The 19,693-nt window shown below is 39.3% G+C and carries 22 protein-coding genes; 7 read left to right on the plus strand and 15 right to left on the minus strand.

The features are described 5' to 3' along the window. Positions 1–28 precede the first annotated feature (28 nt). From OD757_RS16805 to OD757_RS16830, 6 genes are all read right to left on the minus strand, one after another. Complete coding sequence (locus tag OD757_RS16805; RefSeq protein WP_003655534.1) at positions 29–565, minus strand: F0F1 ATP synthase subunit delta; 537 nt, start codon at positions 563–565, stop codon at positions 29–31. 12 nt (positions 566–577) lie between these two features. After that, complete coding sequence (locus OD757_RS16810) at positions 578–1,048, minus strand: F0F1 ATP synthase subunit B (RefSeq protein WP_009387442.1); 471 nt, start codon at positions 1,046–1,048, stop codon at positions 578–580. Between the two features lie 38 nt (positions 1,049–1,086). Next, entirely contained in the window at positions 1,087–1,332 is a 246-nt protein-coding gene (atpE, locus tag OD757_RS16815; protein ID WP_000424060.1) for a F0F1 ATP synthase subunit C, read from the minus strand. Positions 1,333–1,416: 84 nt separating this feature from the next. After that, positions 1,417–2,292: a F0F1 ATP synthase subunit A gene (gene atpB / locus OD757_RS16820; protein ID WP_009387400.1), complete on the minus strand. Its 876-nt coding sequence runs from the start codon at positions 2,290–2,292 to the stop codon at positions 1,417–1,419. 104 nt (positions 2,293–2,396) lie between these two features. Next, positions 2,397–2,795 (minus strand): ATP synthase subunit I, encoded by a 399-nt coding sequence (locus OD757_RS16825; protein WP_009387660.1) that lies wholly within the window; start codon positions 2,793–2,795, stop codon positions 2,397–2,399. Between the two features lie 170 nt (positions 2,796–2,965). After that, entirely contained in the window at positions 2,966–3,805 is an 840-nt protein-coding gene (locus OD757_RS16830; protein WP_263032573.1) for a metal ABC transporter substrate-binding protein, read from the minus strand. A gap of 127 nt (positions 3,806–3,932) precedes the next feature. Between OD757_RS16830 and OD757_RS16835 the strand changes: the two genes are divergently transcribed. From OD757_RS16835 to znuB, 3 genes are read left to right on the plus strand one after another with little or no spacing between them, the layout of a single operon-like run. Continuing rightward, entirely contained in the window at positions 3,933–4,430 is a 498-nt protein-coding gene (locus OD757_RS16835; RefSeq protein ID WP_005309148.1) for a transcriptional repressor, read from the plus strand. Then, positions 4,403–5,191 carry a zinc ABC transporter ATP-binding protein ZnuC gene (gene znuC, locus OD757_RS16840; RefSeq protein WP_204389007.1) on the plus strand — a complete coding sequence of 263 codons (789 nt, stop codon included), beginning with the start codon at positions 4,403–4,405 and terminating at the stop codon, positions 5,189–5,191. The genes OD757_RS16835 and znuC overlap by 28 nt, the downstream gene beginning before the upstream one ends. Before the next feature lie 3 nt (positions 5,192–5,194). Further along, positions 5,195–6,004 (plus strand): zinc ABC transporter permease subunit ZnuB, encoded by an 810-nt coding sequence (gene znuB, locus OD757_RS16845; RefSeq protein WP_263032574.1) that lies wholly within the window; start codon positions 5,195–5,197, stop codon positions 6,002–6,004. Position 6,005: 1 nt separating this feature from the next. On the opposite strand, the gene OD757_RS16850 is transcribed toward znuB, so the two are convergent. After that, complete coding sequence (locus OD757_RS16850; protein WP_263032575.1) at positions 6,006–6,632, minus strand: LysE family transporter; 627 nt, start codon at positions 6,630–6,632, stop codon at positions 6,006–6,008. A gap of 159 nt (positions 6,633–6,791) precedes the next feature. On the opposite strand from OD757_RS16850, the gene OD757_RS16855 reads away from it, so the two are divergent. Next, positions 6,792–7,712 carry a Dyp-type peroxidase gene (locus OD757_RS16855; protein WP_263032576.1) on the plus strand — a complete coding sequence of 307 codons (921 nt, stop codon included), beginning with the start codon at positions 6,792–6,794 and terminating at the stop codon, positions 7,710–7,712. 41 nt (positions 7,713–7,753) lie between these two features. Here OD757_RS16855 and OD757_RS16860 read toward each other — a convergent pair whose 3' ends face one another. Continuing rightward, positions 7,754–9,451: an NAD-dependent malic enzyme gene (locus tag OD757_RS16860; protein ID WP_191900737.1), complete on the minus strand. Its 1,698-nt coding sequence runs from the start codon at positions 9,449–9,451 to the stop codon at positions 7,754–7,756. Positions 9,452–9,946: 495 nt separating this feature from the next. Between OD757_RS16860 and argS the strand changes: the two genes are divergently transcribed. Together argS and OD757_RS16870 are read left to right on the plus strand one after the other, a co-directional pair. Next, positions 9,947–11,737: an arginine--tRNA ligase gene (gene argS / locus OD757_RS16865; RefSeq protein WP_263032577.1), complete on the plus strand. Its 1,791-nt coding sequence runs from the start codon at positions 9,947–9,949 to the stop codon at positions 11,735–11,737. A 155-nt stretch (positions 11,738–11,892) separates the two neighbouring features. After that, complete coding sequence (locus tag OD757_RS16870; protein WP_204388984.1) at positions 11,893–12,507, plus strand: SPOR domain-containing protein; 615 nt, start codon at positions 11,893–11,895, stop codon at positions 12,505–12,507. A gap of 40 nt (positions 12,508–12,547) precedes the next feature. On the opposite strand, the gene OD757_RS16875 is transcribed toward OD757_RS16870, so the two are convergent. From OD757_RS16875 to guaA, 7 genes are all read right to left on the minus strand, one after another. After that, a complete protein-coding gene (locus OD757_RS16875; RefSeq protein WP_263032578.1) occupies positions 12,548–13,216 on the minus strand; it encodes a glutathione S-transferase family protein in 669 nt (222 codons plus the stop codon). Positions 13,217–13,328: 112 nt separating this feature from the next. After that, positions 13,329–13,736 (minus strand): OsmC family protein, encoded by a 408-nt coding sequence (locus OD757_RS16880; protein WP_263032579.1) that lies wholly within the window; start codon positions 13,734–13,736, stop codon positions 13,329–13,331. Beyond that, positions 13,733–14,680, minus strand: coding sequence for a pirin family protein (locus tag OD757_RS16885; protein ID WP_263032580.1), 948 nt, complete (start codon positions 14,678–14,680; stop codon positions 13,733–13,735). Before OD757_RS16885 ends, OD757_RS16880 begins: the two co-directional genes overlap by 4 nt. 158 nt (positions 14,681–14,838) lie before the next feature. Beyond that, the gene (locus OD757_RS16890; protein ID WP_263032581.1) at positions 14,839–15,144 is read right to left on the minus strand and encodes a DUF3861 domain-containing protein; all 306 of its coding nucleotides are present in this window, start codon (positions 15,142–15,144) and stop codon (positions 14,839–14,841) included. A gap of 93 nt (positions 15,145–15,237) precedes the next feature. Then, positions 15,238–15,765 carry a PadR family transcriptional regulator gene (locus tag OD757_RS16895; RefSeq protein ID WP_263032582.1) on the minus strand — a complete coding sequence of 176 codons (528 nt, stop codon included), beginning with the start codon at positions 15,763–15,765 and terminating at the stop codon, positions 15,238–15,240. 228 nt (positions 15,766–15,993) lie between these two features. Continuing rightward, entirely contained in the window at positions 15,994–16,338 is a 345-nt protein-coding gene (locus OD757_RS16900) for an SMI1/KNR4 family protein (protein WP_263032583.1), read from the minus strand. A 174-nt stretch (positions 16,339–16,512) separates the two neighbouring features. Then, entirely contained in the window at positions 16,513–18,081 is a 1,569-nt protein-coding gene (gene guaA, locus OD757_RS16905) for a glutamine-hydrolyzing GMP synthase (protein ID WP_174740798.1), read from the minus strand. Between the two features lie 385 nt (positions 18,082–18,466). Between guaA and OD757_RS16910 the strand changes: the two genes are divergently transcribed. Continuing rightward, positions 18,467–19,684 (plus strand): DUF445 domain-containing protein, encoded by a 1,218-nt coding sequence (locus tag OD757_RS16910; RefSeq protein ID WP_204389012.1) that lies wholly within the window; start codon positions 18,467–18,469, stop codon positions 19,682–19,684. Positions 19,685–19,693: the final 9 nt, after the last annotated feature.

Raw genomic sequence — 19,693 nt, forward strand, 5'->3', positions numbered from 1 at the left:
TTTATTAGTTCAGTCTTCATCATTTGCATTATGCAAGAAGACGAGTACGCATTTTTTCAAGCTTGTTAAGCGCAGAATCATCTATCACTTGATCGCCTGCACGAATTACAACACCTGCAATAAGCTCAGGTTTAACTTCAACTGAAACAGTTACAGTACTGTTGAAACGCTTTTCTAAAGCAGATTTCAACAATTGTTCTTGTTCAGCAGTTAATGGGAAAGCCGATTCAATCACGACATCCACATTGTTGTTATTCTGTGATTTAAGCTGTTCATATTCTGCTTCAATTTCAGGTAACAACATTAAACGATCATTATCTGCAAGGAGTGTCAAAAAGTTAGACACTGCTTGAGACTGATCTTCACCTAAAACTTTAGCAAAAAGCTTCACTTGCTCCACAGGAGTAAGTTCAGGGCGATTTAAATAAGCGGAAAATGCTTCGTCTTGCACCGCAGCACTGAGCACTTGTAACGCATTCGACCAATTGTCTGTTGCACCTTGCTCAGAAGCATAAGCAAATGCTGCTTTGGCATACGGACGTGCCAACGTCAAGAGTTCAGCCATGATTCGCCTCTCTTAAAGTTTAGCAGCCAGCTGTGACAGCATGGCGTTATGAGCATCTGCGTCAACTTGCTGGTTCAGGATTTTTTCTGCGCCAGTTACTGCCAAAGCAGCTACTTGTTGACGTAATTCTTCGCGAGCAGAATTGATTTCTTGATCAACAGCTTCTTTAGCCTGTTGACGAATACGCTCACCTTCAGCCGCAGCTTGAGTACGAGCTTCTTCAATCAATTGTGCTGCACGACGGTTCGCTTGTTCGATCAATTGAGCCGCTTGTGCTTTAGCTGCATCAAGCTCTTGCTTTACTTGCGATTGTGCATCGGCAAGGTCAGCTTTCGCTTTTTCTGCTGCATTTAAGCCATCAGCAATTTTACGCTGACGCTCACTAATCGCATTGATTAGTGGTGGCCAAACAAACTTCATGCAGAATGCAACAAAGCATGCAAACGCAATCGCTTGACCAATCAATGTGAGGTTGATATTCATTGCAATTCCTCAAATAGTGGATTTAGGAATTAAGATGATTAACCTACAAATGGATTAGCGAAGATGAAGAACAAGCCAATACCAACACCGATCATAGGCACAGCATCAAGAAGACCCGCGATTAAGAACATACGAGTTTGAAGTTGTGGAGCCAATTCTGGTTGACGAGCAACAGCTTCTAGAAAGCGACCACCCAAAAGACCAAAACCAATCGCAGTACCTAAAGCACCGAAAGCGATCAAGATAGCAGATGCAATTGCAACTAGACCTAAAGTGAGTTCCATGAAAAATTCCTCAGAGGTTAGGTTATTACCAAATTAAATTAAAAAAATTCAGCCCAACCATCGTTTGATAGTTAGGCAATACCATTAATGTTTTTCGCTTGCCATGCTCAAGTAAACGATGGTAAGCATCATAAAGATGAATGCCTGCAACGTGATTACAAGAATGTGGAAGATCGCCCAAGGCACAGATAACGCCCATTGAATCCAGAACGGCAATAAAGCAATTAGGATAAAGATCAGCTCACCAGCATACATGTTACCGAATAGTCGGAGAGCTAATGAAATCGGACGAGCAAGGAATGTTACCAATTCCAAAATCAAGTTCACTGGAATAAGCAACGCTTTTGCAACTGGATTACTTGGGTTAAATGGGTTAAGTGCCAACTCGCCAACGAAACCACCAACACCCTTTTCGCGGATGCTGTAGAACAAGATAAGTACAAATACAGATAAAGACATACCTAAGGTAATGTTTGGATCTGTAGATGGAACAATCTTGAAGTAAACGTGGTGAGGGTTCATACCAAATACGTTTGCACCTACAAATGCTGCAACTTGAGGAATCCAGTCAACTGGAATCAAGTCCATTAAGTTCATGAGGAAAATCCACACGAAAATAGTAAGAGCAAGTGGAGCAATTAAACGTGATTTGCCATGAAAGGTGTCACGGACACTTGAGTCAACAAACTCAATGATCATTTCAATTGCAGACTGGAATTTAGTTGGAACACCTGCATTTGCAGCTTTCGCAACCATCCAGAATAACAAACAGAAAATAACACCAAGGCCAATTGACCAACCCATTGAATCCAAGTGAATTGCAGTGAACCCCATCGAATGAGCTTCTTCAGCAGTCTCAGCCAATTTCCATGTACCGTCTGGCATTTTGCCATAGGTCATATTGGTCAAGTGATGCTTGATATACTCTGTCGAAGTGAGGGCATGTTCTTCAGCAGCCATAAATCACACCTGGTCAATGTCAATTACTAAAAAGAAGGGCTACGAACATCGGCGTACTGTCGATATCTCGCCACCCTCCAAAAAATCTTCAATTCTTCTTGTTTCTACACCCGTTTTTGTTGACGTGACACCCAAAACGGAGCGACCCACGACATTGCCTGAACGAGAATAAAACCAAATAGCAATGCTAACGGTGATAAAGGTTTAACATTGCTCAAAATCAAAATAAATCCAACGATCATGATTGCAAATTTGCCTAACATGCCCCTATACATGTTAGCCAGCACTTGTTTTGATGCTCTCGCACCTGCTGTCCTGAAGGATTGCCATGAAAAATAACTCATAGCAAGCCAGCAGACCAACGCACCAAGTGCCGCACTCAATGCTGCTGTCATGTCTTTTATGCTCCACGCCACGAGGGCGGAAACAGGGATCATACATGCTTGTAAGAAGACCAAAGCTTTTGCTAATCGTCGGTCAATCAAGCGACTAGTTTGGCTCATTATTTATCCACTCACAGCATAAATGCTTGACAAGTTTAGCTGATGATCGCTTTTAATCGCAGGCATTATAGAGTTACACCCCTGAACATGCAATCTTTTCCCGACTTTAGTCGGGGTTTTTCATGACAGGTGGTGCTGACGCTACAGTCAGCCTTTGTTTATTTTTTATCTTACTTTTGCGTACTTAATACACATTTATCCGTTTTTATAGCCAGTTTCTTCCATGCAGTGACGAAATCATCCTCGTTATTCATGCTCTCGTCTACCGATTGAAAAGTAATGTTACCTAATTTTTGATACTGACTCTTAGTAGTAAAACTTTCTGCGAGTAAACACATCTGAGCTTTTGGTCGATTATCATTAAGATACTTAATTTGGGCTGCTGTTGGTGCAACATGGGGATCATCTGTTAAAGCGCCGGCGAACTTTAAGTTTAACGAGCGCTCTAAATATTGATAAGCATCATGATATGACCAATATGGCTTACCATTACTTGAACTGTCATAAGCTTGCGCTGCTTGCAACATCTTACGGGCAAAGATATTGGCATTATTCCAATATTTAGCTTTATTTTCAGGATGCTGCTGAGAGCGTAAAGCAGCAATAAAGAAACCAATTCGAACTGCGTTATTTGGCTCTAGCCATACATGAGTATCTACTGTATTAGGTAAAGCTACACCGCGTGTACTACGCAACGGTAAAACAGAAACGATGCCACTATCTAACAAGGCAATCGCTTTCTTATTATTACCTAACAATTTATTTAGAGGAGCTTCGTGAGCCTTACCCAACCAGATTACTAAAGATGCATCATTAATTGCTTTACGGTGAGCTGGAGTCAACTGTACGTCATGACCGGTCTGACCTTTAAGCAAAAGCTGAGGTTCTTCCACACCCTGAGTGATTTCTTTTGCAATCAGATAAATCGGGTGTGTAGAAACCACCAACCCCTGACTCCACCCTAACGTACTCAAAAGAGAGAACATACTGAAAACAAAAAAACGGAACATGCTAGACCATCAATTTAAATTAGCTCGAAGCATGTTATAATATAACAAAGTTACAAAAATACCTAAGATTAATCGAATGAAGCATCGCTTCATGCTAATATTCCGTTAAAAATTCGAGGTTATTTCTATGAGTTCCTGCTCGCATGAACATCATGATTCTTTGCATGGTGTGCATGATCACCATAATGTCGCAAACCGTTTAGCTGAAGCAGAAAATTTATGTTCTGCGACTGGTGCACGACTTACGCCTTTGCGCAAAGAAGTTTTGGAACTCATTTTAAATGCTTCGGGTCCAATGGGGGCATATGACTTACTCGCACGCATAAAAAGTCAAACTGATCGTCCAGCTGCTCCTCCAACTGTATATAGAACTTTAGATTTTTTATTAGAAAAAGGTTTGATCCATCGCCTAACTTCTATTAATGCCTATATTCCTTGTTGCCACCCTCGCGAAGGCCATCAAGCAGCATTCTTGATTTGTACCGAATGCCATATGGTTAAAGAAGCCTCTTCTCAAGGTTTAACTCACCAGCTTGACCAACTTGCAGCTTCAGATGAGTTCGTGGCTCAACACAGCATTATTGAAATTTCGGGGAAATGCCAACAGTGCCGCACAACTCGTTAAATCCTGTATTAATTCAACTTGAGCAGGTTTCTGTTCAACGCGATGATCGGGAGATTTTAAAAAAAGTTGATTTTGCTCTACATCAAAATGAAATCGTGTCTTTGATTGGCCCGAATGGTGCTGGTAAATCAACACTTATTAAAGTTCTACTTGGTATTCTCCAGCCGAGTAGTGGACGTATTATTAACCATAAAAAACTTAAAATGGCTTATGTGCCACAAAAGTTCAATCCTTCACATAGTCTACCTTTACGTGTTCAGGATCTACTTGATTTAGAAAAATGCAGCCCTACCCTGCGTCAGGAAATTATTCAAGACACCGGTATTTCCAAGTTACAACAATTAAAAGTACAACAACTTTCCGGTGGTGAGCGCCAACGGGTTCTCCTAGCGCGTGCACTACTTCGCCAGCCAGATATTTTAGTTCTTGATGAACCAATGCAAGGCTTAGATATTCAATCAGAGGCTGAACTTTATGAATATGTCCGCAGCTTGCCGGAACGATATGGCTGTGCAATCTTAATTGTTTCTCATGACTTGCAATGGGTAATGGAAGGAACACACCGTGTAGTATGTTTAAATAAACATATTTGCTGTAGTGGGCTACCCGAGAACATTCAACAACACCCTGAATATCAAGCGATATTTGGAACACAACGGGTCTTCTATCAACATCATCATGATCATTGTGCTCACGGTGATGCTGCACACCCCTGCCCTCATAATGACCGCCCTCACATCCACCCAGAACCGGAAGCTTAAGCCATGATGGAATGGTTACAATTATTGTTGCCCGCATGGATTATGGGAACCTTGCTGGTGTTTTTGACCGCACCTCTTGGTTGTCTAATGCTTTGGAGACGAATGTCTTTTTTTGCTGACACCATGGCACACGGTACTTTACTTGGGGTTGCTATTGCAGGAGCTTTAAGTCTTCCTCTTTGGCTTGGTGTTGCAGGTACTGCTGTTTTACTTGTCGCAATTTTATGGGCCCTACATGACAACCGTTTACCCAATGATGCTCTACTAGCCTTATGCTCAGCGACATTGCTCTGTAGTGGCCTATTGTTTATTCAACATGTTCCAAGTTTAAGACCCGAGCTTTTAAGTTATTTATTTGGTGATTTGCTCAGCATTGACTGGTCCGACTTACCTGTTTTTACTTTAATTATTGCCCTATCACTTGTCATTCTTTATCGCTTTTGGCAACCGCAAATACAGTTTGCAATTGATCCAGATATTGCAATTAGTGAAGGGGTAAATGCGAACTGGCAACGTCTTATTTTCATGCTGCTCTTGGCTTTATTTACGGTATTAGCTTTGCGCGCTGTAGGTTCTTTGCTTATGGGTGCATTACTCGTAATACCAGCTTTAAGCGCTCGCCTACTAGCAAACTCACCAAAGCAAATGGTCGTTTGGGCATTTGTGCTGGCTCAGCTTGGCGTTAGTGTCGGCTTATGGTCGAGCGCAGCACTCAATATCTCGACAGGCTTGAGTATTGTTTTATGCATGGCGTTAACTTTCGCCGTTATTTTTATAACTCAAAAGCTAAAAAATCAAACACAGGCGGCCTAAATTAGGACGCCTGATGTACGGTACTTAATAACAAAGCTGCGCAGCTAAACATTACAGCAAAACCCCGATTCAAATATTTTTGCTGTTTAGGGGAGCGAAGTAATCTTAAAACCTTTGATGCTAGCCCTGTATATCCAGCCATAACGACCAAATCAATACTAATCATTGTTATAGCCATAATCAGGTATTGTATCCACTGGGGTTTACTCAAATCTAAAAACTGCGGCAAAACTGCCAATAAAAATACGATCGCTTTAGGATTACTAATATTGACCACAAAACCATTTAATAACAAAGCTAAAGCAGACTTATCTCTTTTTTCTTGTTGAATCTCTATATCTTTTACGGGTGCTGTCCACTGTAAATAAGCCAAATACAATAAATAAGCTACACCGAACCATTTAACAACCTGAAAAGCCAAAGGTGTCGTTGCAAATAGAACCCCCACACCTGCTGCCACCACCATAATTTGAAGTATTAAAGCAATTTGTAAACCGATTGCATTCCAGTAGCCATGCCTGAAGCCATAGTTTAGACCACTCGACATTGAAGCAATTGCTCCTGCACCCGGTGAGATACTAATGACCCAACAGGCCAACATATAGGCGAACCAAACTTGCAGAGACATAGCGAAAAATAAACTATAAAAGTGGAATTATACCGTTTTATAAAACTATCTTGCTGAGAATTCAAACAATAAAATCAAGAAATAGACTACTAACAGCTCTTCGCATCAGGCACAATAATTAAAGCTCATACTAAATTATAATTGAGGAGATACCTTCCAATGACTGCTCAATCTGTCATTTTGCCATTGCCATCAGATCATGCTCGCTTCATTGTTCTTCGTTTAAAAGACTTATCAATTGATGAATTAAAAAAACAAATTGGGGCTTTATTTGAAGCAAGAGACCGTCTAATTACTCAGCATTCTGATGCTCAAATTAAAACAGCAGTCGCTTTTGGTCCTGAACTATGGAAACAGCTCTATTCGCAAATTCCTGCAGGATTTAAACAGCTTGAGCCAGAACAAGGTGCCTTCAACATGCCAGCTGTGCCAGCAGATGTACTCATCCATATTGCTAGCATGCGCTCAGATATTTGTTTTGCATTAAGCCAAGCATTTTTTGAAGGTATTAAAGATAAAGTCGAAGTTCTTGATGAGCGTGTTTGCTTCCGTTATTTCGATGGCCGAGATATTACAGGCTTTATAGACGGTACAGAAAATCCTCAATTTCCAGATGACCGTGCGGAAACAGCTCTTCTACCAGAAGAGGCTGGAGTATTTGCCGATGGTAGTTTCATTTTCGCGCAGCGCTATGCACACGACTTAGAAAAATGGAAAAAATTGAAAGTTGATGCGCAAGAAAATGTTATGGGCCGTACTAAACTCGAATCTATTGAATTAGATGATGATGTTAAGCCAGAAAATGCCCATGTTGCCCGTACTGTTGTCGAAGATGATGAGGGCGAAGAAATGGAAATCTTGCGCCATAGTCTGCCTTATGGAGATGGCCGAGGTGATCAGGGCTTATTTTTCATTGCCTATACTAAAGACCTCACCATTATTGACGCTATGTTAAAGCGCATGTTCGGCACAAGCGGAGATGGTATTCACGACCGTCTATTACACTTCGTGACCCCACTTGATGGCGCTTATTATTTTGCACCAAGTGAAGAGTTGCTCGAAGAAATTCTAGAAGACTAAAAAAAAGAGGAGCATAAGCTCCTCTTTTTAACTTCTCATTATTAGAAAGGAATACGCTTATATTTGCGGTATTCAGGTTTCCAGAATGATTGATCAATTTTCTGTTTCAACAAATCATCACTAATCGTTACCGCTACACCATCAGCCATAGCAGCTTTAGCAACTTCGAATGCAATAACTCTAGAAACTTGTTGAATTTCACCCAACGGCGGCAATAAATCAGCTTGCGGATCTTTAAGCAGTGGCGAGCAATTTGCTAAGGCACTACTTGATGCCATTAACATATTTTCTGTAACACGCTTAGCGCCCGATGCAATCACACCTAAGCCAATGCCGGGGAAAATGTACGAGTTATTACACTGAGAAATATTATAAAGTTTGCCGTGATGATTCACAGGAGCAAACGGACTACCTGTTGCAATTAATGCTTTACCTTCAGTCCATTCCACAATATCAGCAGGTACAGCTTCAACACGTGAAGTTGGATTAGACAATGGCATTACAATTGGTCGTTCACAATTTGCTGCTAAAGTCTTAATGATCTCTTCTGTGAACAAACCAGGTTGACCAGAGACACCAATTAACACTGTAGGCTTAGCATTTTTAACAACATCAAGTAATGAAATAACTTCTTCAATATTACCCCACTGATCAACCACCTCAGCTTTTTGTGCCAATTTACGTTGGAAGTCGAGCAAGTTTGGTTGATTCTCAGTGATCAATCCAAAACGGTCTACCATATAAACGCGTGCACGTGCTTCTGCATCAGTTAAACCTTCAGCAACCATTTGCGCAACAATTTGTTCTGCAATACCACAACCTGCTGAACCTGCACCTAAGAATGCGATTTTTTGATCTTTTAATTGCTTGCCCGCTGCACGGCTTGCAGCAATCAAGCTACCCACAGATACCGCTGCTGTTCCTTGAATATCATCATTAAAACAGCAAATCTTATCGCGATATTTTTCTAAAAGTGGCATCGCATTTTTTTGTGCGAAATCTTCAAACTGAATTAATGCTTTTGGCCAACGGCGCTTTACAGCATCAATCACCATATCTACAAATGCGTAATATTCATCACCACTAATACGCGGCTGACGCCAGCCCATATAGATTGGATCATTTAACAGTTGTGGATTATTCGTCCCTACATCAATTGTGATTGGTAATGTATAAGCTGGACTAATCCCACCACAAGCGGTGTAAAGCGAAAGTTTTCCAATAGGAATCCCCATTCCGCCAATACCTTGGTCACCAAGGCCCAAGATACGTTCACCATCTGTAATCACGATAACTTTTACATTGTTTTTATTTACGTTCTGCAAAATATCATCAATCACATCACGATCTGGATATGAAATAAAAACCCCACGATGACGACGATAGATATCAGAGAAACGCTGACATGCTTCACCCACGGTTGGGGTGTAAATAATCGGCATCATTTCTTCAAGATGATTTTCGATTAAATGATAGAACAAAGTTTCATTGGTATCTTGGATATTACGCAAATAGATATGTCGATTGATATCATCAGTAAAAGCGCAATATTGCTGATAAGAGCGCTGGCTTTGCTCTTCAATAGTTTCAATAATATGGGGGAGTAAACCGTGTAAGTTAAAGTTACTTCTTTCTTCTTCAGTGAAAGCCGAACCTTTATTTAAGAGTGGTAACTCTAAAAGTGTAAAACCTGCATATGGGATATAAAGGGGATGTTTACTTGGGTGTCCTGATATCATTGCCTATCTCATTTTCCAGCTTAGAGTAGAGAAAAATACGTTTTGTATGGTCTCTAAAACTCTTTGTGCGTATAAGCTTAAGCCTAATTCGTTCAAAATAGATATTTTAAACTGTGATGTTAAAATTAAAGACTATTTAGTTAGAACATGATTAAAAATTAACAATAAATATCAAAAACTTAATAATTTAACAATTTTAAAAACTCTTTTATTTAACTTGTTTAAAAAGCTTTTAATATATGTTTTTACTTACCCAGGCATTTTTAAAAGAAATAATGGGGTGATTAAAAGCCAATTTGTCTTCTAAAATATCCTAGAAGGCTTGTATTTGTTTGTTTTTAGAATAGTGAAGAAATTCACCCTCCAATATTCATTAAAAAAATAATCCTCAGTAATTTGCACAAAAAGAATTACTGGAATATTAAATCCACTCCCCTAACGCATAGGAAATTTGCTATATTTGACGTTTTTCTGCGACATCTATTTTCGATTGATATGAATACGGCAATACAAGCAGCTCTCGACCATGCAGTGCAAACTCTTCAACACGAAGGGGTGCTTCCTTCCGACTGGAATAACACAAGCAACTTAACACGCACCAAAGACCGAAGCCATGGCGACTTTGCTTCTAATATTGCCATGATCGGCTCGAAAGCTGCTGGTATGAAACCACGTGATTTAGCTGAGAAAGTTCTAGCTGCATTACCAGAAGTTGCAGATATCAGCAAAGCTGAAATTGCAGGTCCTGGTTTTATTAACTTCTTTTTAAATGCAGATCAGCGCTTTGCTATTCTTGACCAGATTCAAGCACAAAAAGAAATTTTTGGTCGCAGTCAGGCAAATGCAGCGAAAAAGATCCAAGTCGAATTTGTTTCTGCAAACCCAACTTCTAGTCTACATGTAGGCCATGGCCGTGGCGCTGCATATGGTATGACTGTTGCAAAATTACTTGAAGCAACGGGTGCTAAAGTTGACCGCGAATATTATGTAAATGATGCTGGCCGTCAAATGGATATTTTGGCGACTTCTACTTATTTACGTTATTTAGAATTATTAGGTCAAAATCTTGTATTTCCTAAAAATGCTTATCAAGGCGATTACGTTAAAGAAATCGCACAGACTATTATTGATAAAGATGGTGATGCATATCTTCGCGTAGTGGCTGATGTCTATAAAGATGTGCCAGAAGACGTACAATATGCAGAAGAACTAGATAGCGATGGCAATAAAGTCGTTTTATCTGGCGACAAAGAAAAACATATTGATGGTCTGATTGCCAATTCACAACAGTTACTAGGTGAAGGCTACCGCGTATTCCATCAAGCTGCTCTTCATGCCATTTTAGATGATATTAAAGACGACCTTGCTGACTTTGGCGTTACCTTTAATCAATGGTTTAGTGAAGCATCTCTTAGCGCAAAAATTGATGAAGCTTTAGAAACACTTGATCAACGCGGCTTCCTTTATGAAAAAGATGGCAACATCTGGTTTAAATCGACTGAATTTGGCGATGAAAAAGACCGTGTTGTTAAACGTCGTAATGGTCAAACTACATATTTCGCATCAGATATTGCATACCACTTAAATAAATTACAACGTGGTTATACCGACCTGATTGATATTTGGGGTTCTGACCACCACGGCTATATTTCTCGCGTAAAAGCGGCAATTGATGCGATGGGTTACGACTCTAAAAAATTGACTGTACTTTTGGTTCAGTTCGTAAGTTTATGGCGTGGCGGCGAGATGGTTCAAATGTCATCTCGTTCAGGTCAATTCGTGACTTTACGTGATTTACGTAAAGAAGTAGGTAATGACGCGGCTCGTTTCTACTACGTGATGCGTAAGAGTGAACAACACATTGACTTTGACCTTGACCTTGCGGTATCACAAAGTAAAGACAATGCTGTGTACTACATTCAATATGCACATGCACGTATTTGCCGTATGTTAGAAAAAGCGCTTAGCACAGGCTTACAATTCGATGTAAATGCTGCACGCACACATGCTACTCGCTTATCTCTTGATGCCGAAACCGAGATTCTTGCTAAGCTGGCAGCTTATCCAGACGCAGTATTGCGAGCTGCGAATGCATATGAACCACATCAGGTGGGTAACTATTTGAAAGAGTTAGCTGCCTTGTTCCACGGTTGGTACAATGAACATAAGGTATTAAGCGATGATGCTGAGCTTACACAAGCACGTTTATTACTTTCAATCAATGTACAACAAGTGTTGCGCAATGGTTTAGAATTGCTTGGTGTATCTGCACCAGAATCTATGTAAGAATTATTTTGCATGGCAGTAAAATAAAGGTCATGCAACATATAGTAAGCAGTGGTTTGTAGAGTTAATATAGCTTATACGAACCACTGTTTTAGCATCGTAATACGAGAATCAAACTCGAATTAAAACAATCAAAATACAGAGGAATAATCCACGTGTTTGGCAAAACGCAACGCGGTGTATCTGAAAGACCTAACAAGCCTAAAAAGTCTCTAATTCCCAAATGGTTAGGGACACTTGTCGCTATTTTGGCGGTCTTATGTATCGCTGTGATGCTTATGCTTTGGAAACCTTGGCAACCTGTACCTGCTAAAAATCAGATTACCTCTGAACACTATCAAGAAGAAGACACCAATAAAGACTATCGTTTCTACGATCTATTACCTCAGCAACAAGTAACACCTATTCCAGAACAAGCGATTCCTGAAAGCAAAAATCAAGGTACAGCCATGATTGTTGAGGCACCAAGCACAGCTCAACCAGCAGCTTCAGAAAGTGCAGGAATTGATACGAATCAACCAGCCACAGCTCCTCAGCAACCTACTTATATTTTACAGGTTCGCAGCTATAATGACCCCGATCAGGCTGATGCTCGCCGTGCCGAAATCATTTTAAATGGCTTATCTGCAGATGTAGTTAAGAGTACTGAAAATGGGCAAGTATGGTACCGCGTTATTTCAGGACCTTATGATACCCAAGATGCCGCATTAGCTGCTCAACAGACCTTACAACATAGCGGCATTGATTCTATCGTAATCAAACGCAAATAAACTGCAAATAAAAAAGGAACAAATCATTGTTCCTTTTCTTTTAAATATCAGCACAATTCCTTTCATTAGTACCCATTCCCTTTTGCTTCGCTTTCTGAAACGCAGGTCTTTGCTGAATACGCTGTAAAAAGGCCTGAATATTAGGATATTTCCCTTGCAAGCGTGATTGCAAAGCTTCTAAAGGGAAGCTCATTTGAATATCAGCAAATGAAAAGTCGCCTGCAAAATATTCATGCTCTGCCAGATAGTTTTCTAAAAAACTAATATGATCTTTCATACGCGGGCGAACAAAATTTGCCTTCACTCCTTCCGTGATTTTTTTAGCCACGGGTTGAATTAACCATGGCACATGCTTATTTACACTATTCATGACCAGAGTCATGACTAAGAGTGGCATTAATGAGCCTTCTGCATAGTGCATCCAATAAATATACTGCTGTAAATCATGGGGCTGTGTAGGCTTAAATTGATGTTTCTGATCATAACGTTGTTGCAAATATTCCAAAATTACAGCCGACTCTGCGATGACTTGCTCATCATCTGTCAAAATTGGGGCCTTTCCTAAAGGATGAATACATTTCAATGTTTCTGGAGCGGAATAGTTGGGTAAGCGTTGATAATAATGAATATCATAATCTAAGCCTAATTCTTCTAAAGCCCATAAAATTCGAAACGATCGCGAACATTCCAGGTGGTGTACACTAATCATGTTATTGCCTGCTTTTATTTTTCTTTTTACATAAAAAACAGCATGTGAACATGCTGTTTTATTCCATTTGTGGGATGGATATAAAATCATCCACCTTCACAAAATAGCATTTTTAGACTGTAACAAGCACAGTGTGAATGTCTAAACTACGTAACAAAGTTTTAGTGACTGGAGTTTTACTACACACCACTAAGATTTTTTGTTGGAGTTCGTCATCTGGTAAGTCTTTAAAAACAATACGACGCTCTATATGTTCTTCATGCTCTCTATTGGTATGAAAATCAATTTCAACCGAGAATTCACCAAAATCATAACCTTTATGCTTCGCATACATTCTTAAAGTAATGAGCGTACAAGCGGCTAAACTTCCGGTGAGCAAATCATAGGGTGCTGGGCCTTGATCATGCCCTTCTAACTTTTCCGGCTCATCACAAAAATATTGATGGCGACCACTGGTAATTTCGCCCTTCCACTGTTCAGCAAGGGGCTTTGCTTTACTGCTTGCAATTACTGCTGTCATTTTGATGCTCTCATTTGATCTGGAAGAACAGGGGCTTCTAAACGTGCACCCACATAATCGGGAATTTCACCAAAACGCGCATCATGGTTAATCCATTGCTCACGAGCTTCTTTTAAATCATCCATTGTACGAGCAACAAAATTCCACCAGAGCAAAATTGGCGTTTCAAACGGTTCACCACCAATCAAGAGAATCCGATTACCTTTTTTTACTTCAATCTCAATTTCACTCAGTCCAGTATCTAAAACCACCATGTTATCAGCAGTTAACTCATGACCATTTACATGAGCAACACCTTCTAATGCCATAAAACCATATTCATAATGAGGATTTAATGGAATACGAGTTTTAGTATCTTCAGTAGCAATTAAGTCGACACCAACTAATGGTGTATGTACCGCTACTGGAGAAGTAGTTGCTAAATATTCACCCACAAGAACAGTAAATTCTAGGCCGTCTTTTTCAACAACAGGTAGCTCAGGGTAATGTTCAAATTTCGGATCCATATTGCGTTTATGATCAGGCAAGGCAATCCAAAGCTGCGCAGCATGCATTTGAGTTTCTGTATCTGGTGCAACTTCTGTATGCGAAATACCATGACCAGCTGTCATCAAGTTAACTTGTTTAGGACGAATCAGCTGTTTTGAACCCAAACTATCAGTATGCATCATGGTGCCTTCAATCATCCAAGTGAAGGTTTGCAAACCAATATGAGGATGAGGACCAACATCTAGACCATTACCCGCTGGAAAAGATACTGGGCCTGCATGATCTAAGAAACACCACGCACCAATCATTCGTTTTTGTCGGCTAGGTAAAGCCCGCTTAATGACTGTCCCCTGTCCAATTTCAGCAGAGCGAATTGGAAATTCCTGAATAAACTGATTGGCAAATTTCTCACAATCCTTTGAATCAGAAATATCGTAATCATTATTATTGCTCATGATATTACTCTCTTTTACCTATGCTTTTGCAATGAGTTGTTCTAATAATCTTAACAATACACTCATTATTCAATATAGTCTTTTAGTAATACACAGGGTGCTATCAATGAGACAATCAATTTTTAATTATAGAAAAATCAAGGCTACATAAAAAAAGCTTAAGATGATTGCTCTTTAACGAGCTGTTTTAGGTTTTTCATGAATTGGCCAAATTGCGGGAAAAACTCTTGAAATAAAGGATGATCCCGATTTTCCAACATAACCTCACTAAAAAGTTTTAGCCCAACACCAAAAGATTTTGTAGTTTCATCATCAAAAAAATCTGCTTTCTTTAAGCGCTCGACAATTTCAAAAATATCATCATGATTACCCGCATAAAACTCGAGACGTTCAGTATAGGTAGAGGCTTCTCCTTTCGCATTTTTTAAGTGTTGAACAGTGACATGATATTGATGTTGTTTCATATATAAATTCTCTATTAAAAGCTTAATAACTTTTTGATGATTTCAACCTGTTTAAGGTCGATTTGAAGTAGTGATAACATTTCGTTTTCCAACCTATAGTCGTCCAATTGCAACCGCAGCTTGATCAATTTTTTCGGCAATTTGATAAATCTGATCTTGCTGTAAACCTGCTGAATTTAACTTCAAACGTAAGGCTGTTTTTAAGTTTTCCATTGCACGATGAATTTCGATTAATTCATCATTACTGTGAATTTCACGTCTAAGGCGTAATTTTTCTAATAGCTCATTCAACTTATCTTGTTGTTCAGTTAAGTAAGCTTTCCCAAATTCTGTGATTTGATATTGTTTACGCTCTATATCTAACAAATTAATCAAATTCATTTCTTCGAGACTAGTTAATGTCGGATAAATTGTTCCTGCACTCGGCGTATAGCCATCGCCTACCAAATCACTTATTTCTTTAATAATTTCATAGCCATGCTTTGGGCTTTGCTGAATGAGATGAAGTACTAAAAGTTTCATACGTCCTGCTTCAAAAAGTCTCCCACGACGTCCTGAACGTTGATGGCCAGGGTGGTGCTCATTGTGTCCAGTAGGAGGATGTTCTAATTGTTGTTTCATCTTTTAAAATCCAAAAAACGATCAATTTACAATTATTAAGATATATCTTAATATATCTTTTATCAAGTATAAGTAATAAGAATAGATTTATCATTTTGATAATTATTAAAATTAATTTTAGTCTTTAAAAATTAAGTAATAAAAAAGAGTGCTCAAGCACTCTTAAAAATTATTCTCGTCAAACCAACCTTGGTTTATTTATCTCATTTAAAATTCATTTGCCAAAAGCTAAATTTGGCATCCAGCTTTAAACCAGTTCATTAAGGAATCACTAATTTTTCTCATGTCATTAGGATCCATACTGCCTTGATCTACGGTAAAAACACCTGTCCCTAGAAATGGTATAAGAATTGATATTCCACCACTATCATCACCTATGGCTAAATAATCTCCAGCATACTTTTGCACTTCAAAAGTTTGATTTCTTTCAAAAACCTCATCAGAAGAATAAATAACTACGCCACTTTCAAATAAAAAACCATTTGAAAATTTTAATAATTCAAAATATATATCTGGTAGTTGTCTATGGAAATCTCTTTCAATTTTGGCTCTTATTTCATTTAATAGTGGCATAACCTTTGGACCTTAAAATTAGGTAAAACCAATCCAGCATATCAAATTATAAAATATTATATTCAACCCTCTATATACAGTTCCTTGAGCTAATAAATTCACTCTTATTAAAACCGTTAAGCAATAAAAAAGGACGCTAACGCGTCCTTTTCTTGGCCAACAAGCAGAGGAAAATTATTCCCACTCAATTGTTGCTGGTGGTTTAGATGACACGTCATATACAACACGTGATACATCTTTAATTTCATTCATAATACGTGTTGAGATTTTATCAACCAATTCGTATGGTAAATGCGCGAAACGAGCTGTCATAAAGTCAACTGTTTCAACTGCACGAAGAGCAATCACCCATGCATAACGACGCCCATCACCGACTACACCAACCGACTTAACAGGTTGGAACACAGCAAATGCTTGAGCTGTTTTGTCATACCAGCCACTGTCACGAAGCTCTTGCATAAAGATATCATCAGCAAGACGAAGAATATCCGCATATTCTTTTTTCACTTCACCCAAAATACGAACACCTAAACCTGGGCCCGGGAATGGATGACGGTAAATCATGCTGTGTGGCAAGCCAAGTGTCGTACCTAGTTTACGAACTTCATCTTTAAACAAGTCACGTAAAGGTTCAACTAACTCAAATTCTAAATCGTCTGGTAAGCCACCCACGTTGTGGTGAGACTTAATAACGTGCGCTTTACCTTGTTTGCTTGCAGCCGATTCGATTACGTCTGGGTAAATCGTACCTTGCGCCAAGAATTTTACGCCATCAAGTTTACGTGCTTCTTCAGCAAAAACTTCAATAAACTCGCGGCCAATGATTTTACGTTTTTTCTCTGGATCAACTTCACCAGCCAATGCAGTTAAGAAACGTTGTTCAGCATCTGCACGAATAACACGGATACCCATGTTTTCAGCAAACATTTGCATTACTTGGTCACCTTCGTTTAAACGAAGTAAACCGTTGTCAACAAATACGCATGTTAACTGGTCGCCAATTGCTTTGTGTAAAAGCGCAGCAACTACAGATGAGTCAACACCACCAGAAAGACCTAAAAGAACTTTTTCATCACCAATTTGCTTACGTAACTGTTCTACACGTAAATCAATGATGTGTTCAGGTGTCCAAAGGCCACCACATCCACAAATTTTATGAACAAAATTTGCAAGTAATTCTTCACCTTTTGCCGTGTGCGTTACTTCTGGGTGGAATTGCACACCATAGAAACGGCGTGTTTCATCACTTACAGCAGCAACAGGACAGCTTGGCGTGCTTGCAGTAATGCTAAAGCCTTCTGGAATTTGGCTCACTTTGTCGCCATGGCTCATCCAGACATGAAGTTGATCTTCACGATCTTGTAAGTTGCCAATCAGTTGGTCACGTTTAACGATATCAACTTCAGCATAACCAAACTCATGTACAGTACCCGGCTCAACTTTACCGCCTAACTGTTCAGACATGGTTTGTAAACCATAGCAAATACCCAATACTGGAACACCCAACTCAAACACCACTTGCGGTGCACGTGGGCTGCCTTCTTCATGCACACTCTCAGGTCCACCTGACAAAATAATGCCATTTGGCTTAAAAGCGCGAATGTCTTCTTCAGACATATCAAAAGCATACATTTCAGAGTAAACACCGGCTTCACGTACACGACGTGCAATGAGCTGGCTATATTGAGAGCCGAAATCCAGAATCAGGATACGATCTTCAGTAATTTGAGTATTGGTAGTCATGACAAACCACTAAATGGCAAAAGAATTAAGCGCGCCATTTTAACATTTTTCACGCTTCGGCGCACCGCAAATCATCATATATCTTATTTTTTTCATTTCTGAATCATTTCTATAGCTATATTCTTTAATATAAATAAAAATTTAACCATATTTATCAATCATATGTATTAATTTCAAAAACTTCACATGTATTGATAAATTCATCACATTCTATGCAGCATCCCCATGAATTTGATGTTAAGATGACCCGATAAAACAGGCATTACCATGGAAAGGTAAATACCATAAGCGATATTTGTCTGTGCTTAAACAATTATCCATTTTTATGGCTTGTTGCCCCCTATCAAAATCAATAGAAATCTAAGGAACAACAATGCTTCAAACTATGATTGCAGATTTCCAGCAACATTTTTGGTTGTATATCTCTATTCCTTTTATGAGTGGTTTAATTGGCTACATCACCAAGGTGATTGCCATTCAAATGATGTTTTCGCCACTTGAATTTAAAGGCATTAAACCATTTCTAGGTTGGCAAGGAATCGTTCCACGTAAAGCCGAGAAAATGGCAACAATTGCTGTTGAGCTCATGACAGCCAAACTTATTAAACCTGAAGAAATTTTTGCACGCCTAGATCCTAAACGTATTGCCAAAGAAATAGAAAAACCACTGCTTGCCGCAGCTGAAGATATTACCCGTGATGTTGCGCAAGAATATCAGCCTGGATTATGGGAAGGCATGCCAGAGTTTGCGCGTCAAAGACTCATTCGTCGTGTGCAATCAAAAGCGCCCGAGATTGTTGAGCACATCATGAGTGAAGTACAACGTGATGTGAACCGATATTTTGATATTAAACATCTTGTTATTAGTAACTTGCTTAAAGACAAACGCCTACTCAACAATATTTTTAAACGAGTGGGCAAACAAGAATTTAAATTTTTTAGTAATGTCGGATTTTTCTTCGGTTTCGGTATTGGTGTGATCCAGATGCTGTGCTGGATTGTCACACAAGGAAAATACCCGTGGATGCTGCCAATGTTTGGCGGCTTTGTTGGTTTTTTCAGTGACTGGATTGCATTACAAATGATGTTTAGACCACTTTATCCTAAAAAAATATTGGGTTATACGTGGCAAGGTTTATTTATTAAACGTCAAAATGAAGTTGCCGCCGACTATGCTGCTTTAATTTCTAAGCAACTTTTGACCTCACGCCATATGATGGAAGAATTATTTTCTGGCACACATTCTGCGCGTGTTATTGATTTAGTTAACCGTCATGTAAAACAAGAAATTGATATGCAAGCGGGTGTTATTCGCCCGTTAGTCGTATATGCAATTGGCGGAGAAAAATATCAGGATATGAAATCGCAAGTTGCTGAACGTATTCTGCAACGTCTTCCAGAGACGATGAAATACGTTGAGTCTTATGCAGAAGATGCCATGAATATTCGTAGTACTTTAATTGAACGCATGCAAAAATTAACGCCTTCTGAATTTGAAGGTATGTTACGCCCTGCATTCAAAGAAGATGAGTGGGCACTCATTGCAGTCGGTGCCGTACTTGGTTTTGTTGTTGGGGAATTACAAATCCAGTTTATGCTCTAATCTTGCAAT

The sequence above is a fragment of the Acinetobacter sp. AYS6 genome (assembly GCF_025630795.1).
GTDB lineage: Bacteria > Pseudomonadota > Gammaproteobacteria > Pseudomonadales > Moraxellaceae > Acinetobacter.

Coding starts and splice junctions, on each gene's coding strand:
- OD757_RS16805 (WP_003655534.1), bottom strand. CDS start 565: ATGGCTGAACTCTTGACGTTGGCACGTCCGTATGCCAAAGCAGCATTT.
- OD757_RS16810 (WP_009387442.1), bottom strand. CDS start 1,048: ATGAATATCAACCTCACATTGATTGGTCAAGCGATTGCGTTTGCATGC.
- atpE (WP_000424060.1), bottom strand. CDS start 1,332: ATGGAACTCACTTTAGGTCTAGTTGCAATTGCATCTGCTATCTTGATC.
- atpB (WP_009387400.1), bottom strand. CDS start 2,292: ATGGCTGCTGAAGAACATGCCCTCACTTCGACAGAGTATATCAAGCAT.
- OD757_RS16825 (WP_009387660.1), bottom strand. CDS start 2,795: ATGAGCCAAACTAGTCGCTTGATTGACCGACGATTAGCAAAAGCTTTG.
- OD757_RS16830 (WP_263032573.1), bottom strand. CDS start 3,805: ATGTTCCGTTTTTTTGTTTTCAGTATGTTCTCTCTTTTGAGTACGTTA.
- OD757_RS16835 (WP_005309148.1), top strand. CDS start 3,933: ATGAGTTCCTGCTCGCATGAACATCATGATTCTTTGCATGGTGTGCAT.
- znuC (WP_204389007.1), top strand. CDS start 4,403: ATGCCAACAGTGCCGCACAACTCGTTAAATCCTGTATTAATTCAACTT.
- znuB (WP_263032574.1), top strand. CDS start 5,195: ATGATGGAATGGTTACAATTATTGTTGCCCGCATGGATTATGGGAACC.
- OD757_RS16850 (WP_263032575.1), bottom strand. CDS start 6,632: ATGTCTCTGCAAGTTTGGTTCGCCTATATGTTGGCCTGTTGGGTCATT.
- OD757_RS16855 (WP_263032576.1), top strand. CDS start 6,792: ATGACTGCTCAATCTGTCATTTTGCCATTGCCATCAGATCATGCTCGC.
- OD757_RS16860 (WP_191900737.1), bottom strand. CDS start 9,451: ATGATATCAGGACACCCAAGTAAACATCCCCTTTATATCCCATATGCA.
- argS (WP_263032577.1), top strand. CDS start 9,947: ATGAATACGGCAATACAAGCAGCTCTCGACCATGCAGTGCAAACTCTT.
- OD757_RS16875 (WP_263032578.1), bottom strand. CDS start 13,216: ATGATTAGTGTACACCACCTGGAATGTTCGCGATCGTTTCGAATTTTA.
- OD757_RS16880 (WP_263032579.1), bottom strand. CDS start 13,736: ATGACAGCAGTAATTGCAAGCAGTAAAGCAAAGCCCCTTGCTGAACAG.
- OD757_RS16885 (WP_263032580.1), bottom strand. CDS start 14,680: ATGAGCAATAATAATGATTACGATATTTCTGATTCAAAGGATTGTGAG.
- OD757_RS16890 (WP_263032581.1), bottom strand. CDS start 15,144: ATGAAACAACATCAATATCATGTCACTGTTCAACACTTAAAAAATGCG.
- OD757_RS16895 (WP_263032582.1), bottom strand. CDS start 15,765: ATGAAACAACAATTAGAACATCCTCCTACTGGACACAATGAGCACCAC.
- OD757_RS16900 (WP_263032583.1), bottom strand. CDS start 16,338: ATGCCACTATTAAATGAAATAAGAGCCAAAATTGAAAGAGATTTCCAT.
- guaA (WP_174740798.1), bottom strand. CDS start 18,081: ATGACTACCAATACTCAAATTACTGAAGATCGTATCCTGATTCTGGAT.
- OD757_RS16910 (WP_204389012.1), top strand. CDS start 18,467: ATGATTGCAGATTTCCAGCAACATTTTTGGTTGTATATCTCTATTCCT.